General features: G+C 59.1%; 17 protein-coding genes. 11 read left to right on the forward strand and 6 right to left on the reverse strand.

Going from position 1 to position 18,086, the window contains the following annotated elements:
• Positions 1 to 261: 261 nt before the first annotated feature.
• Positions 262 to 1,044: a Bax inhibitor-1/YccA family protein gene (locus tag F3J08_RS01950; RefSeq protein ID WP_166928208.1), complete on the forward strand. Its 783-nt coding sequence runs from the start codon at positions 262 to 264 to the stop codon at positions 1,042 to 1,044.
• Positions 1,045 to 1,215: 171 nt separating this feature from the next.
• Here the strand turns inward: F3J08_RS01950 and F3J08_RS01955 are convergent, their stop codons facing one another.
• A complete protein-coding gene (locus F3J08_RS01955) occupies positions 1,216 to 1,503 on the reverse strand; it encodes a hypothetical protein (RefSeq protein ID WP_166928209.1) in 288 nt (95 codons plus the stop codon).
• A gap of 133 nt (positions 1,504 to 1,636) precedes the next feature.
• Between F3J08_RS01955 and cyoA the strand changes: the two genes are divergently transcribed.
• The 4 genes from cyoA to cyoD are packed head-to-tail and all read left to right on the forward strand — an operon-like array spanning position 1,637 to position 5,516.
• Positions 1,637 to 2,566, forward strand: coding sequence for a ubiquinol oxidase subunit II (gene cyoA / locus F3J08_RS01960; protein WP_122039943.1), 930 nt, complete (start codon positions 1,637 to 1,639; stop codon positions 2,564 to 2,566).
• Positions 2,567 to 2,572: 6 nt separating this feature from the next.
• The gene (gene cyoB / locus F3J08_RS01965) at positions 2,573 to 4,561 is read left to right on the forward strand and encodes a cytochrome o ubiquinol oxidase subunit I (protein ID WP_122039944.1); all 1,989 of its coding nucleotides are present in this window, start codon (positions 2,573 to 2,575) and stop codon (positions 4,559 to 4,561) included.
• Between the two features lie 2 nt (positions 4,562 to 4,563).
• Positions 4,564 to 5,181 (forward strand): cytochrome o ubiquinol oxidase subunit III, encoded by a 618-nt coding sequence (gene cyoC / locus F3J08_RS01970; protein WP_166928210.1) that lies wholly within the window; start codon positions 4,564 to 4,566, stop codon positions 5,179 to 5,181.
• Positions 5,181 to 5,516 (forward strand): cytochrome o ubiquinol oxidase subunit IV, encoded by a 336-nt coding sequence (gene cyoD / locus F3J08_RS01975; RefSeq protein WP_122039945.1) that lies wholly within the window; start codon positions 5,181 to 5,183, stop codon positions 5,514 to 5,516. Before cyoC ends, cyoD begins: the two co-directional genes overlap by 1 nt.
• 264 nt (positions 5,517 to 5,780) lie before the next feature.
• Here cyoD and fdxA read toward each other — a convergent pair whose 3' ends face one another.
• From fdxA to F3J08_RS01990, 3 genes are all read right to left on the reverse strand, one after another.
• Positions 5,781 to 6,113 carry a ferredoxin FdxA gene (gene fdxA, locus F3J08_RS01980; RefSeq protein ID WP_023978416.1) on the reverse strand — a complete coding sequence of 111 codons (333 nt, stop codon included), beginning with the start codon at positions 6,111 to 6,113 and terminating at the stop codon, positions 5,781 to 5,783.
• Between the two features lie 167 nt (positions 6,114 to 6,280).
• The gene (locus tag F3J08_RS01985; RefSeq protein WP_166928211.1) at positions 6,281 to 6,565 is read right to left on the reverse strand and encodes an RNA-binding S4 domain-containing protein; all 285 of its coding nucleotides are present in this window, start codon (positions 6,563 to 6,565) and stop codon (positions 6,281 to 6,283) included.
• Positions 6,566 to 6,569: 4 nt separating this feature from the next.
• Positions 6,570 to 9,104, reverse strand: a complete 2,535-nt coding sequence (locus F3J08_RS01990) for a helicase-related protein (RefSeq protein ID WP_240149060.1) — start codon at positions 9,102 to 9,104, stop codon at positions 6,570 to 6,572.
• Between the two features lie 108 nt (positions 9,105 to 9,212).
• Between F3J08_RS01990 and F3J08_RS01995 the strand changes: the two genes are divergently transcribed.
• The 3 genes from F3J08_RS01995 to F3J08_RS02005 all read left to right on the forward strand — a co-directional run bounded on the left by F3J08_RS01995 (position 9,213) and on the right by F3J08_RS02005 (position 12,038).
• A complete protein-coding gene (locus F3J08_RS01995; protein ID WP_240149061.1) occupies positions 9,213 to 10,634 on the forward strand; it encodes a M17 family metallopeptidase in 1,422 nt (473 codons plus the stop codon).
• 260 nt (positions 10,635 to 10,894) lie between these two features.
• The gene (locus F3J08_RS02000) at positions 10,895 to 11,299 is read left to right on the forward strand and encodes a MarR family transcriptional regulator (RefSeq protein WP_023978412.1); all 405 of its coding nucleotides are present in this window, start codon (positions 10,895 to 10,897) and stop codon (positions 11,297 to 11,299) included.
• Between the two features lie 172 nt (positions 11,300 to 11,471).
• Positions 11,472 to 12,038: a GNAT family N-acetyltransferase gene (locus F3J08_RS02005; protein WP_166928213.1), complete on the forward strand. Its 567-nt coding sequence runs from the start codon at positions 11,472 to 11,474 to the stop codon at positions 12,036 to 12,038.
• Here F3J08_RS02005 and F3J08_RS02010 read toward each other — a convergent pair.
• Positions 11,995 to 13,068 (reverse strand): glycosyltransferase family 4 protein, encoded by a 1,074-nt coding sequence (locus F3J08_RS02010; RefSeq protein ID WP_166928214.1) that lies wholly within the window; start codon positions 13,066 to 13,068, stop codon positions 11,995 to 11,997. The two genes, F3J08_RS02005 and F3J08_RS02010, sit on opposite strands and share 44 nt — an antisense overlap.
• Before the next feature lie 127 nt (positions 13,069 to 13,195).
• Between F3J08_RS02010 and F3J08_RS02015 the strand changes: the two genes are divergently transcribed.
• The 3 genes from F3J08_RS02015 (at position 13,196) to F3J08_RS02025 (ending at position 16,961) form a co-directional block, all read left to right on the forward strand.
• Positions 13,196 to 15,166 (forward strand): nucleoside-diphosphate sugar epimerase/dehydratase, encoded by a 1,971-nt coding sequence (locus F3J08_RS02015; RefSeq protein ID WP_205206618.1) that lies wholly within the window; start codon positions 13,196 to 13,198, stop codon positions 15,164 to 15,166.
• A gap of 137 nt (positions 15,167 to 15,303) precedes the next feature.
• Positions 15,304 to 16,503, forward strand: a complete 1,200-nt coding sequence (locus tag F3J08_RS02020) for a DegT/DnrJ/EryC1/StrS aminotransferase family protein (protein WP_166928216.1) — start codon at positions 15,304 to 15,306, stop codon at positions 16,501 to 16,503.
• Entirely contained in the window at positions 16,500 to 16,961 is a 462-nt protein-coding gene (locus F3J08_RS02025) for a hypothetical protein (protein WP_166928217.1), read from the forward strand. Before F3J08_RS02020 ends, F3J08_RS02025 begins: the two co-directional genes overlap by 4 nt.
• A 162-nt stretch (positions 16,962 to 17,123) precedes the next feature.
• Here the strand turns inward: F3J08_RS02025 and F3J08_RS02030 are convergent, their stop codons facing one another.
• On the reverse strand, positions 17,124 to 17,921 hold the full coding sequence (locus F3J08_RS02030) for a MerR family transcriptional regulator (protein ID WP_166928218.1): 798 nt from the start codon (positions 17,919 to 17,921) through the stop codon (positions 17,124 to 17,126).
• Between the last annotated feature and the right edge of the window lie 165 nt (positions 17,922 to 18,086).

An 18,086-nucleotide genomic window follows, 5' to 3' on the forward strand; every position in this document is an offset into this window, starting at 1 on the left:
GTGCAGATGCGGGAACGTCCTGATGATAAAGACCTGACGGGAACGATGCACCCCCGCGCTCGGGTGGTGAATTCGATGGCGCAACGGGGCACTTATGTCGTATCATCAGGCCTTATAACGCACCAAGTCGCGGTGGTTTCGGCCAGTATGGCGAATGTATCTTAGGATGTCGTTCCCCAAGGTTGCCTTGACCACTATGCTAAAAGCGCCACATTGAAGAGACAAAAGGCCAATCTGGCCAAAATTTCAGGAAAGGGTGTCATGGCTTTCGTTCCAAATTCTCGATCTGGTAATACCTCGGGTAACACCGGAGCCGCCAGGGTCGATACGGTCGATGCCGGTTTGCGCGCCTACATGCTCAGCGTTTATAACTGGATGACAGCGGGGCTGGTTCTGACCGGTTTCGTGGCCTATGCCGTGGCCGAAACCTCGTTGCGTGATCTGTTCTTTCAGCAGGTTCTGACGCCGGGTGGCATCCTTACCCGTCCGACAGGGCTGGGAATGCTCACAATCTTTGCCCCTCTTGCTTTCGTTATGGTCATGTCGTTTGGCGTAAACCGCCTGTCGCGTCAGGCAGCCCAAGGGCTGTTCTGGGCTTTCTGCGCCGTGATGGGAGCCAGCCTGTCAAATATTCTGATCGTTTATACCCATACCTCTGTGGCAAGTACGTTCTTTGTGACGGCAGCAACATTCGCTGCGATGTCGCTCTGGGGATACACGACCCGCCGCGATCTGAGTTCGATGGGTTCGTTTCTGTCGATGGGACTGATTGGTCTCGTTATCGCCAGCCTGGTCAACATGTTCCTTCACAGCCCGGCCATGTCGTTCATGGTAAGCCTGATTGGTGTGGTGCTGTTTACTGTCCTGACAGCGTTCGACACGCAGCGCGTACGCGCAACGTATCAATACTACCTGTCCTATGTGGGGCCAGAGGAAATGGGCAAGCGCAGTGTTTATGATGCGCTTTCGCTTTATCTGAACTTTATCAACCTCTTCACCTTTTTGCTCCAGTTCATGGGGGTTCGTAATAATAACAACGGGTAACTACTGACCTGTTGCGACTTTTTATTTCGCGGGGTGTGTCCATGGCACGCCCCGTTTTGTGTATTCAGACTATTTCAGTCTAGTTAACTTGTATTTTCTAGCTGAACTGAATCTAAAAAATCCGCAATGAAATGCGGCAGAAAAGCGGTAATGTCTCCTAAGAGACTGAATCTAAAAGCTAATGTCTGTGTTCAAATTGTGAACAGGTGCGTGAAAATTCAGGATCAGTGCTTGCTTTGCAGACCAATCGGGCGGAAACAACAGAACAGAGCTGGGCACTGATGCCCAGCGTGCAGGCAGATGGCCGATCATGAGATCAGCCGTCCTGCTGAAGCAAGGCGAGGCAAGGATGAGGCGGATCGTGGTCGGGATGGTCGAAATCACCGGCAGACGTAACGTTACATCTTTATACGGCTCCAGCCGTATGATGATGTCACGGTGCGGCGCGATGCGCACCATTCACTGGAATAGGAGAGATGGATGACATCCCCTGAAGGTGTTGTCGCCATGTTCGACCAAGCCGTGGTCGGGTTTAGCGGCAGCGTAGCGCAGCCGAAAAGCTTGACGGTCGGTTCAACGAGCGGGGCAGACAATGAACAATAGACTCTTGCCGAAGTTGCGGCGGCTCTTGCCGCTGGCGCCGGCGTTTTTCCTTTCCGGATGTACGCTCGATCTTCTCGATCCGCGTGGCCCGGTAGGCATTCAGAACCGCAACGTCATCCTGATCGAACTGGGTGTGATGCTCTGCATCGTCATTCCCGTCATCATCATGACACTGTACTTCGCGTGGAAGTATCGCGAGAGCAACACTTCGGCCGAATATCTGCCGAACTGGGATCATTCGACGAAGATTGAGTTCTTTGTCTGGGGTGTTCCTGCCGTTGTCATCGTTATCCTGGGTGCAATCGCGATCTGGACGAGCTATACGCTCGACCCCTATCGCCCGCTGCATTCGGCCGAGGCAGCCGGGCGCAAGCCTCTCAATGTCGAGGTTGTCGCACTCGACTGGAAATGGCTGTTCATCTACCCCGATCAGGGTATTGCAACGGTCAACCAGCTTGCCGTGCCGGTCAATACGCCGATCAACTTCCGCATCACGTCTGACTCAGTCATGACGTCGTTCTTCATCCCGCGTCTGGGCTCGCAGGTCTATGCCATGGCTGGCATGCAGACGCAGCTCCATCTTCTGGCCAGCGCGCCGGGTGATTACCTGGGTGAAGCAGCGCACTACACGGGCCGTGGCTTCTCTGACATGAAGTTCCGTACGCTCGCCATGACGGATGACGATTTCAATCAGTGGGTGGAGAAGGTGAAGGGCGCGTCTGACTCGCTCGACTCAGCCGACTATCCGCAGGTCGCCGCTCCTCAGGAAGCAGCGCCGGTGAAGTATTTCGCGCATGTTCAGCCTAATCTCTTCGACAGCATCGTGGCCAAGTACAATAACGGTACGGTCATCGACAAGTCGACAGGTCAGGTCATGCACATGCAGTCCGCCATGTCCGACATGCAGATGAAGGAATAGGGACACATGCTAGGTAAGTTAACACTTTCGGCGATACCGCTGGATGTGCCCATTCTGGTCGGCACGTTCACAGGTGTTGTTATCGTCGCGCTCGCCGTTTTGGGTGCTATCACCTATTTCGGCAAATGGGGCTATCTGTGGCGTGAATGGCTGACCTCGGTCGACCATAAGCGCCTTGGCATCATGTATATCGTGCTTGCCCTTGTCATGCTGTTCCGCGGCTTTGCGGACGCCATCATGATGCGCAGTCAGCTCGCTCTGGCCTATAATGGTAACCCGGGCTATCTGCCCCCGCACCATTATGACCAGATCTTCTCCGCCCATGGCACAATCATGATCTTCTTCATGGCCATGGCGTTCATGACGGGTCTGCTCAACGTCATCGTGCCGCTGCAGATCGGCGCTCGCGACGTGGCCTTCCCCTTCCTGAACTCGCTGAGCTTCTGGATGACCACGATCAGCGCAGTCCTGATCAACGTCTCGCTCTTTATCGGTGAATTCGCTCAGTGCGGCTGGCTGGTCTACCCGCCGCTGTCAGAGCAGCAGTTCAGCCCTGGCGTCGGTGTGGATTACTACATCTGGGCCGTGCAGCTTGCCGGTGTCGGTACGTTGCTGACAGGCGTGAACTTCTTCGTCACCATCGTGAAGATGCGCGCTCCGGGCATGGGCTGGATGAAGCTCCCCGTTTTCACCTGGACGGCTCTCGTCACGGTCGTTCTGATCATGGCAGTCTTCCCGGTTCTGACCGTTACCCTGGCCGAGCTCGCGCTTGACCGTTATCTGGGTATGCACTTCTTCACCAATGATGGCGGCGGCAGCGTTCAGCTGTATCTCTCGCTCATCTGGACGTGGGGTCATCCGGAAGTTTACATCCTGGTTCTGCCGGCCTTCGGTGTGTTCTCGGAAATCACCCAGACATTCTCGCGCAAGCCCCTGTTTGGCTACCGCGTGATGGTTTACGCCACGCTTGCGATCGGCGTTCTGTCCTTCATCGTCTGGGCTCACCACTTCTTCACCATGGGCGCAGGCCCGAACGTCAACGCCTTCTTCGGTGTTGCCACGATGATCATCGCCGTCCCGACGGGCGTGAAGATCTTCAACTGGCTGTTCACCATGTACAAGGGCCGTATCCAGTTCAACGGCATCATGTACTGGGTCGTTGGCTTCATGGTCACCTTCTCCATCGGTGGCATGACGGGCGTCATGATGGCGATGCCGGCAGCCGACTTCGTGCTGCATAACTCGCTGTTCCTGATCGCTCACTTCCACAACGTCATCATCGGCGGTGTGTATTTCGGTTACGTCGCAGGTCTGAACTTCTGGTGGCCGAAGGTTCTCGGCTTCAAGATGAACGAGTCCTGGGGCAAGCGCGCCTTCTGGTGCTGGTTCGTCGGCTTCTATCTTGCATTCGTGCCGCTCTACATTGCCGGCTTCGAAGGCATGACCCGTCGTATGAACCATTACGACAATGCTGACTGGCATGTTCAGATGCTCATCGCTGCTGCCGGCGCTGCCGTCATCGCAGTGGGCGTTGTCTGCCAGCTGATGCAGATCTATGTCTCGATCCGCGATCGTAATCTGGCCGAGAACCGTGACTTCACGGGTGATCCGTGGAACGCACGTACGCTCGAATGGTCGATGTCCTCGCCCCCGCCCGCCTATAACTTCGCCGTCCTCCCTGATGTTCACGGTATCGATACGTTCCATACCGAGAAGCAGATGGGCCGTCGCAGCTATGAGGGTAAGGTGCTTGCACCGATCCATATGCCGAAGAACACGGCTGCCGGCTTCTTTGTCGGTGCCTTCAGCTTCGTGCTCGGTTTCGCAGCGATCTGGTGGATCTGGTGGCTTGCAGCACTCGCCCTGGTTGGCGTGTTCGCGACAGTCATCCTGCGCAGCTTCAACAATGATGTGGACTACTATGTCCCGGTCAGCGAAATCGAACGCGACCAGGCAAACTATGTCCGCTCGCTGACAGCACAGGCGGCAGAATAACAATGGCAAATATCTCAGCAACGCCACACGGCACCGCACACGGCATTGATGATCACGAACACCATCACACGAACAACGTGTTTGGTTTCTGGATCTATCTGATGACGGACTGCCTCCTGTTCGGGACGCTGTTCGCCACCTTCGCTGTCATGCGCACCCAGTTCGCTGGTGGCCCAACGGGCAAGGAGTTGTTTGATCTGAACGGGGTGGGGCTGGAAACAGCCCTCCTCCTGCTCAGCTCGATCACCTTCGGTTTCGGTATGCTTTCGGCTTATGCCCGCAAGCAGGGTGCCATGCTTGCATGGCTCGCCATCACCTTCGTGCTCGGCCTCGGCTTCCTTGTTCTCGAAGTCCGTGAATTCGCTCATCTCATCCATGAAGGTGCCGGTCCGGATCGCTCTGCGTTCCTTTCCGCATTCTTCACGCTGGTGGCGACGCATGGTCTTCACGTCACCTGTGGTCTGGTCTGGATCGCCGTTATCATGGTCCAGAGCTTCAGCTCGCAGGTTTTCAGCACACGCTATATGGACAAGCTCCAGTGCCTGAGCCTTTTCTGGCACTTCCTGGACATCGTCTGGATCTGCGTGTTCACCTTCGTTTATCTGTTGAGTGTGATCTGATGAGCCAAGCATCGACCCATCAACACGAAGGCGAGTCTCACGGCAGCTTCGCCTCGTACATCATCGGCTTCGTGATTGCGGCCATCCTGACGGTAGCGGCTTTCGCCATCGTCGAGATGCACCTCATGACCCCCGGCGTGACCTTCGGTGTCATCGCCGCGCTGGCAGTGGTTCAGATCTTTGTGCATCTGATTTACTTCCTGCACATGAACAGCAGCTCGAGCCAGTCCTGGAACAACACGGCATTTGCCTTCGCAGTTATCTGCGTGCTGATCATTGTCGGTGGAACGATCTTCATCATCCACGACGTCAGCATGAACATGATGTCGCGCTGATACGGTCAGGCTCCCGGCGTCGCTTCGCGAGAAGTCTGACGGGAGCCGATCATATTGGTGAAAAAGGAAAGGCCCGGGGGAGAAATCCCTCGGGCCTTTTTTACGGCGTGTTTTGCAATCTCGCCTGTGGTGACAAAACCGCGGGCATTGTCCGGCGACGAATGGAGAAGCAGCAACGCATTGCAGCGCTCGCTACACCCAGAGCGAACACAAAAAAAGCCCGATCATTGATCGGGCTTTTTCTTTCGCAACGCGTGACGCGCTTCAGTCCTTGTGCGGCTCCGGCGAGAGCATGGCATCCTTGCCGGGCTTGTCTTTCCACTCATCGGCGTCCGGCATGGCGTCGATCTTTCGTGTGATGTTGGGCCACACGGCAGCGTATTTGCTGTTGACTTCAAGCCAGGGCGTCGCACGGTCGTCGCTGTCAGGCACAATGGCCTCAGCAGGGCATTCTGGTTCGCAAACGCCGCAATCGATGCACTCATCGGGGTTGATCACGAGGAAGTTCTCGCCTGCATAGAAGCAGTCGACCGGACAGACTTCAACGCAATCCGTGTATTTGCAGCGTATGCAGTTTTCGGTGACCACATAGGCCATTGGTGTCTCCGATCTTAAGCTGGGGCCAGAGGCCCGAGAGGATCCCGGGAGGCAATAGAGAGACGCCGTCTGGGATTTTCCAATAAGGGATGCCGCAGATAGGCGGAAGTTTCGGTCCGTGGCAAGCATATGTTTACGGCAAGCCACGGCAAATTTGCCTTGTGGGCTCAGTCCTCGCCGATAACCTCGTAAAGCAGGGCGGCCTCGATGGCAGATCCCCGGCGCTCAGCAAGGCCGAGAACACGCCAGATACGGACTTCGGGGCGCGGATGACCAGGCAATCCCAACACATCGCCCACACGTATCTTGCTGTGAGGCTTGGTCGTTACCTGACGATTGATCCTGATGCGTCCTTTTTCCACCAGGGCGGCGCAGTCCTGACGTTGGCGGCACACACGGGCATGCCACAACCACAGATCGAGCCGCTGATAATCACGCTCTGCATCAGTCATGAGATCATCTCCCGCCCAGACCCAGCCGGGCCAGCGCAGCGAAGGGGCTGTCAGAGGGGGGAGCGGGCCTTGCGGGCGCTCGTTTGCCCGAATGACGGCGGTGTTCTGCCTGTGGCTTCAATGCCAAAAGCATGAGGGGCACGGGCGGCCCGAATTGACCGGCCGATAGCGGCGCTGCCACACGCAGGCGTATGCCCAGACCGGATAAAAGCTCCGGTAGCTGTGTCTTGTTCAGCCCATAGCGCTGCGCCAGATCGTTCGGTACGGGGCAGGGGCCGTGTCGTGTCAGGCGATGCACTTCACCTAGCAGCTTCTCCACACGATCCAGCCGCATCCAGCTTCCACCAGCCCAAGCCCAGCCCGCAGAGGCGATTGGCGCTGTGCCCGGGAGGGCAATCGTTATCTGGCGGCCGTCAGGGTTCTGACTGGCATGACGGTGCCACAGACTGAGCAACAACGAGCGCAGGGTCATGGCGGCAGGTTTGAGGAGGGCAGGCATGAAGACGCCCTGCGGGACGAACAGTATCCCTAAACGTCGCAGATGGCTGAGCACCTGCGTTCCGTGGCTGGCGGGTTCTCCAGGCATGAGGGGAGCGACACCGCCATATTCCATCAGGCGATGGGTAAGGCCGCGCAGGGCAGGTGTGGGGCGGGGCTGCGCAGCCAGCGCATAAAGCGGGGCCAGCGTCGTACGGATATGGGCAAAGGCGAACGCGATCAGTCTTTCCTGAACGAGATCGCGCTGCTTCGTGTCAGCAAATTCCCCACCCAGAATTTGTACGGCAGGCGCGAGGAGGGCCGTACCACGGGCAAGGCGCGCGATGACCACGCCGTCCCAGGCGATATGGCCATTGGTCGCATCCAGCGAGAGAGTATCATCGGAGGCCGAGACAAGAGCCTGCACGCGTCGCGGGATTTCGTGCAGCAGCGCACGCCGTCCCGCACGCAGCATAAGTTTGCGTTCGGGAAGGGCCTCTTCACGATCGGGCTTCAGGGTGAAACCCTCAATGGTGCCGACGGCGTGGCCCTCGACAATCACCTGCCCCTCACGGGTCACGGCAGAAAGCAGGTCCCGTGTGCCATCACTATCGAGACGACGCAGGAGGGATGTGGCACGTCGATCGACAAACCGGGCCGTCAGGCGCTCATGCAGCGCATCTGACAGCAGATCCTCGACTTCCCGGGTACGTTCCTGCCAATGGGTTGCCCGGTCGCTCCAGTCACTGCGCGCCGCCACATAGGCACAGATCCTGATTCCGGTCAGGCGATGCATCAGCGTGTCGATATCGCCATCTAGGCGCGAAAACCCCGCAATATGGGAGTCGAACCACGCACCGGGGATGCCCCCATCCTGCAGGAGATGCATGAAGAGACGATGGCATAACCGCACATGGGAATCGTCACCCAGTTTACGAAAATCGGGGATCTGGCACACTTCCCATAGCAAGGCTGTGGCCTTCCTGCCTCGCGCGGCCTCGCGGATTTCGCGCTCACCTGAAAGGCTCTCGAGCGTCAGCACGTCGGAAGCAGGACGGCCCGCCACCAGACCGCGTTTGGGTGGTGACGCGTTGAGGCTCGCATAAAGGGCGTCGGGGGAGGTGAAATCGAGAGCCGCATTGCGCCAGCTCACACGCTCGACCGGGTCAAAGCGGTGCGCTTCGATCGCATCAACAAGCGACTCTGACATCGGACGCGCCTCGGCGGTCGCGCCGAATGTGCCATCCTTCATGCCGCGCCCGGCGCGACCGGCAATCTGGGCACATTCCTGGGCTGTCAGTGGCCGAAGCGAGGCGCCGTCGAACTTTGTGAGCGATGCCAGGGCGACATGGTTCACGTCCATGTTCAGCCCCATGCCTATGGCATCGGTCGCAACGAGATAATCAACATCCTTGTTCTGATAGAGCTCGACCTGTGCATTGCGGGTGCGGGGCGAGAGCTGCCCCATGATGATCGCGCAGCCACCCCGTCGACGCCGTATGATCTCCGCAATGGCGTAGACCTCGGCAGCCGAGAACGCGACGATGGCCGAGCGGGCAGGGAGCCGCGAGAGTTTGGTATGACCCGTATGGACCAGACTCGATAGGCGAGGGCGCGTGTCGATCTCGATGCCGGGCACAAGGCGTTGCAGAAGGGGGCGCATGGTCTCGGCGCCGAGAAACAGGGTCTCCACATTGCCACGCGCATTCAGCAGCCGGTCAGTGAAGACGTGCCCACGATCGGGGTCACTGCTGAGCTGGATCTCGTCCACGGCCACGAACTCGACCTTGCGCGTGAGTGGCATGGCCTCAGTCGTGCAGGAAAACCACTTTGCATCGGGGGGAACAATCTTTTCCTCACCCGTGATGAGCGCCACATGGCGCGCGCCCTTGAGGCGCACCATGCGCTCGTAATTTTCGCGCGCCAGCAGACGCAGGGGGAAGCCGATGATGCCAGATTCATGCGCCAGCATGCGCTCGAGCGCATAATGGGTCTTGCCGGTATTGGTCGGTCCCAGCACGGCACGAATTCGGCGGGGCATGAGATGGAGCTGGGACTTCATGATACGATGCTTGTGCATGAGCGACCGAATTGCAAGACGCCACCGCCACTGGCACAGCTTGTGCGGACCCGATCCTCTACCGGAAGATCAGCAGAAAGGCAGATAACCATGCGTAATCCCGAAAAGCTTTGCCTGACGACGACGGCCGACGCGGCGAGACTCCTCCATATCGTGCCTGTCGGGCAGGATCTCGAGGCATTGCTTCATGGACACGGCGCCGCCCTGCGCGAAATGGCCGGGGAGCCGGTGGCAGGACGTCTTTATCTCGTCCCCGGAGCGGCGGGCGTCAGTCACGCGGTCTATCTGGATGATCCGCAATCATGCGATGCCGCGCGGTTCGGTGTGCTGGCCACGGGCTTGCCCCCTGGTGACTGGGTTCCTTCTGTCGCACCCGATTATGCCGGGTCGCGCCTGGGGATTATGCAGGATGTGGTGCTGGGCTTTTGCATGGGGGCGTATCACTACGCGATAGGCCCGGCGAGCGAGAATACGGTGCGCCTGGTTCTGCCTCCGGAGTGCAATACAGGTCGCGCCGTTACGCTTGCTCAGGCGACATGGCTCGGCCGCGATCTGGTGAACATGCCTGCCAATCTCCTGGGGCCAGTAGAGCTCGCGCAAAGGGCCGAGGCGGTGGCCCGACTTCACGCCGCCACGAGTGAGATTGTGAGCGGAGAGGCCTTGGAGCGGGCCTATCCCTGCCTTGCGGCTGTGGGCGCTGGGTCGGATCGCCCGGCGCAAGTGTTCAGGATGACATGGCAGGGCAGCGCTGCCGGAGCCGATGCGCCGCTGCTCTCTCTGGTTGGCAAGGGCGTATGCTTCGACACTGGCGGATATGACATCAAGCCCGCCAGCGGCATGCTGCGCATGAAAAAGGATATGGGTGGCGCTGCCCTGATGCTGTCTCTGGCGCATGTGATCATGGCGCAGGACCTGCCATTGCGTCTGGAATTGCGTCTTGGCTGCGTTGAGAACAGCATCTCCGGCCATGCCATGAGGCCGGGCGATATTCTGACCACGCGGGCAGGCCTCACGGTAGAGGTGGGTAATACCGATGCCGAGGGGCGTCTTGTGCTTGGCGACCTGTTGACCGAGGCTTGCGAGTCCCGACCCGACTGGCTGCTGGACGCGGCGACTCTGACGGGTGCGGCCCGTGTCGCGCTGGGCCCTGACCTGCCTGCGTTGTTCTGTAACGACCCGGAATGGTCGCAGATTCTGCTTGAATCAGGTCATGAGGCCGGTGATGCCATGTGGCAATTGCCACTCTGGCATGGCTATGACGCATGGCTCCGCCGCAAAAATGCCCATCTTGGCAATGTGACGGACAAGCCAATGGCGGGGGCGATCACTGCCGCCCTATTCCTTCAGCATTTCGTCGAACCCACTGTAAAATGGGCACATATCGACACCTACGCTTGGAATGATGGACCGAGAAAAGGGCGTCCCGAGGGGGGAGAGACGCTCGCATTACGCGCTCTGGTCGAGGCAACATTACGAATGATTAATGAAAGGGTAGGGTCAGGACCAGCTTAGTCACTGACTTTCAACAAAAAGATACTAAACCGATTACAAAAACGAACCTATATGGATGCGTATCGTTCGACGCATGTTGTAGGAATGCAACGCTAATCGGGATGTAACCCGCTCCGTTCCTAAAGCAAGCGCCTTCAGGACACGCACCCAAGGCGTGGCATCCCTGAAATATCCGCAAGGTGTTTTCAGGGTGGCTTACTTGGGCGACGGGTAAGACCATTAGCCGCGCCGGATGCGCGATGCATTGAGGAGTTTTTTCGATGGCCCAGGCACAGAATGACCAGATGCTCAACCTTCTTCGTGACACGATCGTTTCGCTCGTGCGCAAGGACGGCCCTGATCTCTCCGCACGTCAGCTTGGTGTTTTTCTGACCTGCTATCTGCAGGATGGCGCCCACACAGTTCGTGGCCTGGCTCAGGAACTCAATGTCTCCAAGCCTGCCATCACCCGCGCTCTTGATCGTCTGGGTGAGCTCGATCTGGCGCGTCGCAAGGTCGATCCGCTCGATCGCCGCTCGGTTCTCGTGCAGCGCACCCTCAAGGGCTCCGCGTTCCTGCGCGAAATGCGTTCGCTCATGAGCGAGGCTTCGGGCACGGTCAAGCCGGCTGCCAAGACTGGTCGTGGCACCGTAGAGCGCATGACGGTGCGTCGCATCGCAGGCTGAACGAGCCCGATCGTCTGACGGGCTCGCGCCAGCAGAGGATTTTGAAAGCCGCCTCCCGAAAGGGTGGCGGTTTTTTTTGTTCAGGTGCGAGCGATCGGATGTTCTGCTAAATTCCTGCAGCCGCTATGTCCTATGGCAGCGGCATTCCACGCAGTCAGCAAGGGTTGAGGTCATGACGCACGAGTTCGACACGGCGAATTTGTGTTTCCGGCTTCCCGACCGGCAGGATTTCGAGGCGCTTGCAGACATGCGCGCCGATCCGGTTGTGACACGCTATACTGGCGGTCAGCCTGCATCGCGCAATGAGTCCTGGGACCGGTTGATACGGTATCGTGGATACTGGGGAATACTTGGCTACGGCTACTGGTGCGTGAAGGAGCGCCTTACCGGGCGTTTCGTGGGTACGATCGGGTTTGGCGAGGCAAGACGGGGTATCGAGCCGTCCCTCGATGGCTATCCCGAGGCTGGTTGGGTGCTCGCCTCTTGGTGTCACGGCAAAGGGTATGGGGGTGAGGGTGTGGCCGCAGCTTTGAAATGGCTCGACACCCGGACCGATCATAGGGTCGCACGCTGCATCATCGATCCGGAGAATCTGGCCTCAATGAAGCTGGCGAGGCGATATGGCTTCACATCGCTGGCCCGGACCCAGTATCTGGGCTCTGCTATCGACGTCCTTGAACGTCAGCGGTGCGGCGTCACCATTTGCCCAGATCACGTGCCCGTGCCCGGTGCAGGGTAAAGCCTGTCCAGAGCAGCTGCGGGGCCAGGACAAGGCTCAACTGAGCGGCAATAGGCGAGAGGGTCACGGCGGCAGCTGCGCCCCATAGGGCGAAGGCCCAGTGCAAGAGGCTTACAAGCGTTGGTGAGACGCCGCTGCGCGCGGCGAGCTGGTAAAGATGGCTTCGATGGGCCTGCGCCAGCGGGTCACCGGCGATCGCACGACGGATCAGCGTAAAGGCAACGTCATAGAGCACCCCACCCAGCATGAAGGGTACGATCAGGGGGCAGGGTGTTGTGCAGGCGGCCTCTATACCGAGCCATGCCAAAGTCAGTCCTGCACCCTGACTGCCCACATCACCCATGAAGATACGCGCCCTGGGAAAATTGAAGGGCAGGAATATCAGGAGCGCAACAGCCAGAAGAAGTGCTGCATGGGTAAAGCCGGGTCGCCCCGCGTGGCTGAACAGGAGCGAAAGCGTCAAAGCCGTAATGGCCATCACACCGGACGCAAGGCCATTCAGGCCATCAATAAAGTTCAGGGCATTGGTCGTAAAAACGAGCCAAAAGAAGCCGATGCCGATAGCAAGAGCCACGATGACCCAGCCTGACATGAGATAGGCAGGAATGAAGGGGAGAGCGCTCCTGCCCAGGATTAATTGACCAATTACGCCAGAGTCGGAACCCGGGAGTGAGGTGAGCGCCACGCCCGCCAGCGTCATCAGGGCTGCCACACCCTGAACACCCAGCTTGAGCGAGGCGCGATAGGAGTGGATATCATCAAGCCAGGAAAAGAAAGCGAGCAAGGCCACGGCGAGAAGAGGCAGAAGAAGCGCTGGGCCCGGTAGATCGCCCTGTGTCCAGAGTTGCGACAGGGGAAAGACGAGCAGGAACCCCGTGATGATGCCAATGCCGCCACCTTTGGGGGTAGGGCGCGTATGCGAGCTGCGATGCCCCGGCACGTCCATGACCCCGATGCGGATCATGTAAAGGACAAGGGCAGCACTGATACAGGCCGTGGCAGCACAACAGAGGATCAGGGGTATCATCATCGGATCCGGAAATTTCTCAGCGGGCAGGGGCTGACGTGACGACTGCCCATCGCGACAAAAGTTTTTTTGCGGCTATAAGTGTCGGGTGAACGCGAAGCAACAATCTCATAGCCCGGTCCCCTCATCCTTGACGCGGCGTCATCGATCACGCGGGCGCATCGCCGTCAATGTTATCGCTGACGGTCTGATATCAGGACTCGCTGCCCCGGTAGCCCGATTTCTGGCCGCCCCCCATGACGGGTTGCTGCATCCGCTCTGGTTCGTCATGGGCGGTGCCATCACATTGCTCGTCAGTGGCCTGCCATTTCGTATCCCCCAGCAATACTGGCGTTTTTCGGGTGTTGCGGATCTGCGCGGTATAGCCGCCGCCTCTATCGCAGGTGCCACCCTTTTCTCGCTCATGCTCTGGGTTTCCGGCTTTCCCCTGCCATCGCCCACCTTTCCCCTGATCTACGCGCTCGTTCTCCTTGTTGGCCTTGGAGGTGGCCGTGTTGCCACGCGCCTTTACGGTACGGTGCGACAGCAGGCGCAGGGGCAGAGGCGCCGTGTTCTGCTTGCGGGCTCTGATCTGAGCGCTGACTTGTTTCTTCGCGCGCTGGAGCGCGTATCGGACGCGCATTATCTGGTGATGGGACTGGTTACCCGCTCGCCCGGGCAGCAGGGGCGGCGGCTGCATGGCGTACCGATTCTTGGTGTGACCGAGGATCTTTCCTCCGTGCTGGCGGAGATGGAGAAGAACGACACCCTGCCAGATAGCGTGATCGTGACCGATCCTGAATGGCGCGGGTCGCAGCTCTCCGTCGTGCTCGATGCCGGGCAGAGCTACGGCATTGCGGTACAACGTGCCCCTTCGCTCACAAGGCTTACGCCGGCCGAGGAAATCCAGATGCGTCCCATCGCGCTGGAGGACCTCCTGAACCGGCCGGAAGTCCCGCTGGATCGTGAAGGTATGGCACGCCTGATTCAGGGGCAGGTGGTCATGGTCACGGGCGCGGGTGGGACGATTGGTTCAGAGCTGGCCCGACAGGTTGCCCAGTTTGGTCCCGCTACATTGCTCCTGCTGGATCACGGCGAATATGCGCTCTGGCAGATCGATCTGGAACTGTCAGAGCTGTTCCCCCATGTGCAGCGTCAGGTCGTCGTGGCCAATATCCGCGATGCCCAGCGTATCGACGAGGTGTTCGCACGCTATCGTCCGGCGCTCGTGTTTCACGCTGCGGCGCTCAAACACGTACCGATTGTTGAAGCCAACCCTTGCGAGGGCGTGCTGACAAACGTGATCGGGACGCGGGTCGTCGCCGATGCCGCTATTCGCCACGGGGCGCGGGCGATGGTCCTCATTTCAAGCGACAAGGCCGTCAATCCGTCGAGCATCATGGGGGCAACCAAACGCTGTGCGGAGATCTACTGTCAGGCGCTCATGGGCGAGGCTGAGGCAAAGGGCTCACATTTCCGTTGTGTGACCGTGCGTTTTGGCAATGTCCTTGGATCTACGGGGTCGGTCGTGCCTTTGTTCCGACGCCAGCTGGAACAGGGGGGGCCGCTTACCGTCACGCATCCTGATATGACACGCTATTTCATGACCGTACCAGAGGCGGTAGGTCTCGTGCTTCAGGCCAGTGTGCGTGGCACAGCATCTCGGCGTGAGGCCGACGAGACGGACCAACGTCTGCAACGCGGCGGAATTTTTGTTCTCGATATGGGCGAGCCGGTTCGCATTCTCGATCTGGCGCGTCAGATGGTGCGTCTGGCGGGGCTGAGGCCCGATGAGGACATCGCCATACGGTTTACCGGACTGCGCCCGGGCGAGAAGCTCTATGAGGAGCTGTTTCATGGCCGCGAGGCGCCGGTTCCGACCGATGCGCCGGGTCTGAAAATGGCAACGCCGCGGATGATTGATCTGGAAGCTGCCCGAACATTGCTGCAGCAGCTTGAGGCGGCCAGTCATGCCGATGATATCGCGCAGTCGCTTGCCATCATACAGGAACTCGTGCCGGAGTTCGCGCATAACCCACTGGGCGAGGTACGTTATTCCGCCCCACCGATCCTGAAAGCTGAAAGCTTGGAGGCTTCGGAAAACACGAACCCTGTGTCATAGTCCCGGCGTGAACGTTCGGGCGCGTTTCTTCATGCGCCCGGCCAATGGAAACTGTCTTTCGGGCTATGCCGCGATTGACGGAACCTCCAGTGATACGGGACCGGCCTCATGCGGCCGTCAATGGAAAAAAAGGTGCCATGAGCGACAAAGCCCCCATCTCCTTTCTCGACCTGCCCAGACAACAGGCGCGCCTCGGCGCGGCGCTGAAGCAGCGGATCGACACAGTCCTCGATCATTGTAAATTCGTGATGGGGCCGGAGGTTGAGGAGCTTGAAAAACGGCTCTGCGCCTATAGCGGTGCGGCGCATGCCGTAAGCGTCTCGTCCGGTACCGATGCGCTCCTCATGGTGCTCATGGCCGAGGAGATTGGTCCGGGCGACGCCGTGTTCCTGCCGGCCTTCACTTATACCGCTACCGCAGAAGTGGTGCTGCTGCTTGGCGCCACCCCGGTTTTCGTGGATGTGGATCCGGCAAGTTTCCAGATCGACTGCGATAATCTGCGCGCGCGCATAGCGTCGATACGTGCGCAGGAGGAGCTTGAGCCTCGCATCATTATCGGCGTTGACCTGTTCGGTCAGCCTGCGCCTTGGGCGAACCTGCGCGATATTGCCGCGCAGGAGGATCTGTTGCTTGTTGCTGACTGCGCCCAAGCTTTTGGCGCCTCTCTGAACGGTCACAAGCTGGGCCGCGAGGCAATGGCGACAACCCTGTCCTTCTTCCCGTCCAAGCCGCTGGGGGCCTATGGCGATGGGGGGGCCATCCTCACTGACGATGCCGAGCGTGCGGAGCTGTACCGTTCGCTGCGCACCCACGGTGAGGGGCGCACGCGCTACGAAGTTCTGCGTATCGGCCTCAATGGACGTCTCGATACGCTTCAGGCGGCTATTCTTCTGGCGAAGCTCGACCGGTTTGAAGAGGAACTGGCCCGCCGCGAAGCCATTGCACAGGCGTATGACGCGGCGCTTTCCGGTATTGTGCAGACTCCGGCACGGGTGAAGGACAGTGCAAGCGCCTGGGCCATTTACTCCATCCTGCTGCCGGACGCCGCAACGCGGGATGCCTTGCAGGCACATCTTGGCCGCCACGGGGTGCCAAGCGTCGTGTACTATCCGCGCCCGCTGCATGAGCAGCCAGCTTATGCCGAGCATCATGACGAAACGGTATCGCTGCCAGTTTCAGAAACGCTGGGCTCTCGTATTCTGGCCCTGCCGCTTCATCCTGAACTGACTGACGAAGAGGTCAGCCGTGTGATCGGCGCTGTCTCGTCCTATTTTGCAGCGTCCGAGGCAGGTGGTGAGGCCGGTTCAGCCGATGCCGGGCAGGAGCGCGGCGCGTGAGAAAAGAGACCCTTCTCGTTTTCGGATTTCTGGCGGTTGTTCTCTCGACGGTCGCGCTCATCTGGTATTTCGCATGGCCGGCTCTGCGTCCGGTACGGTTCGAGACCGTGTCGGATGTGACACTGACGATCGAGCAGACGAACCAGACGCGCAAGCTCGATGAGGCGGAAACGGCTCAGCTGAATGCATGGCTTCACAGCCATACGCATGGCTGGGCCCCGCTCACCTCGCCAGCCCCTTCAACCGGTGATGTGGTAATCAAGGCCCATCTGCCGGATGGTGAGCCGTTCGAGCTTGCGCTCTGGACGGGTATCAGCGGAGCTGACTGGAATGATACAGCCATTACGCGCGTGAACCCCAAGGCACGCTTCAAGGTGCAGAGCTTTGATGATCAGGGTTGGGCGCCGCTGCGTCGACTGATCGAGGGGCAGGGCTTCGAGAAAACCGACGTTCCCTGAGGAGAAGCCTCGTGGCCTGTTCACCTGCAAAGGTGTTCGGGCCCGTGCTTGGCACTCTGGTCCGACACTTGTGACGGTGTGCAGGCATAGTGTCAGGCGTTGCGATTACGACACCCATGGCCCGGAATGAAAGCATCCATCCCGGACCAGCAATGCCCGCCTTCAGGGCTGGCCCTGCGAGACCTGCTTCTCCCCCGTACGTGAGAGCCGGCCGGTCTCCGTGATGAAGCGATAGACCTCGGCACTGAACGGTGCCCTGGCTGTGTCTGTCTGCCAGTTTTCCATATCGGCATACATTTTTGCTGCCTTGTTCCAGTGGTCTTTGCCCAACGCATCAACCATAGGCTGTTGAAGCGTCATCCATTCACCAAGAAGCGACAGGGCTTTGGGCGATCCCGGTACAACACCTTGTCTGATGGCGTCTTCAACACGGGTGATCAGCGCCGCCCAGTCCTGCTCATAGGCGGTGCGTGTGTCTCCCGGAAAAAGTCTGGCGCCGAGCGCCTGCCAGCGATTCCATTCTTCCTCAGTGAAATACTGCTTTGCGACGGTTCTGAGATCCTGTTGTGTCATGATGGTCTGTGCCTCCTTGATAAGGGAACAGAGCCGGTCAGCATCAGGTGTTTCGCGTGTTTCGAGCAGATCGGACATATGCCGCAGACGGCGCAGCATGGTCTCGATCTCTCTTTGCTTCGCGCCAAGATGCAGGATCTGTGTTTCGATCAGGCTCCGGGCGTCCAGAGAGGGGGCAATCATGACCGCAGAGATTGCCGATAGCCGGTACCCTGCCTGCCGAAGCAGGAGAATCTTGGTGATCAGGTTCACTTCCCGCGCGCCGTAGACACGACGACCTGCCTCGGTTCGGCGTGGAGCGATCAACCCTTTTTCCTCAAGGTGGCGCAAGCTGCGTATTGATAGCCCGCTTTGGGCAGCCATTTCGCCAATTGATCGATCACGCATCACGATGCCCCTCTCTATCGTCCGGCATCACCATGCGATGCTGACACAGTGTGAGGAGCAAGAGGTAAATACGCTATGTTTGAGACTGGTATTTGAAGGCAGAGCCGCGCGCAGCCCGTGGCATCACTCCGGCTGGCAGGCTGGACTGACGGGGTGATAATACGC

It is taken from the genome of Asaia sp. As-1742, from assembly GCF_011753235.1.
GTDB classification, from domain to species: domain Bacteria; phylum Pseudomonadota; class Alphaproteobacteria; order Acetobacterales; family Acetobacteraceae; genus Asaia; species Asaia bogorensis_B.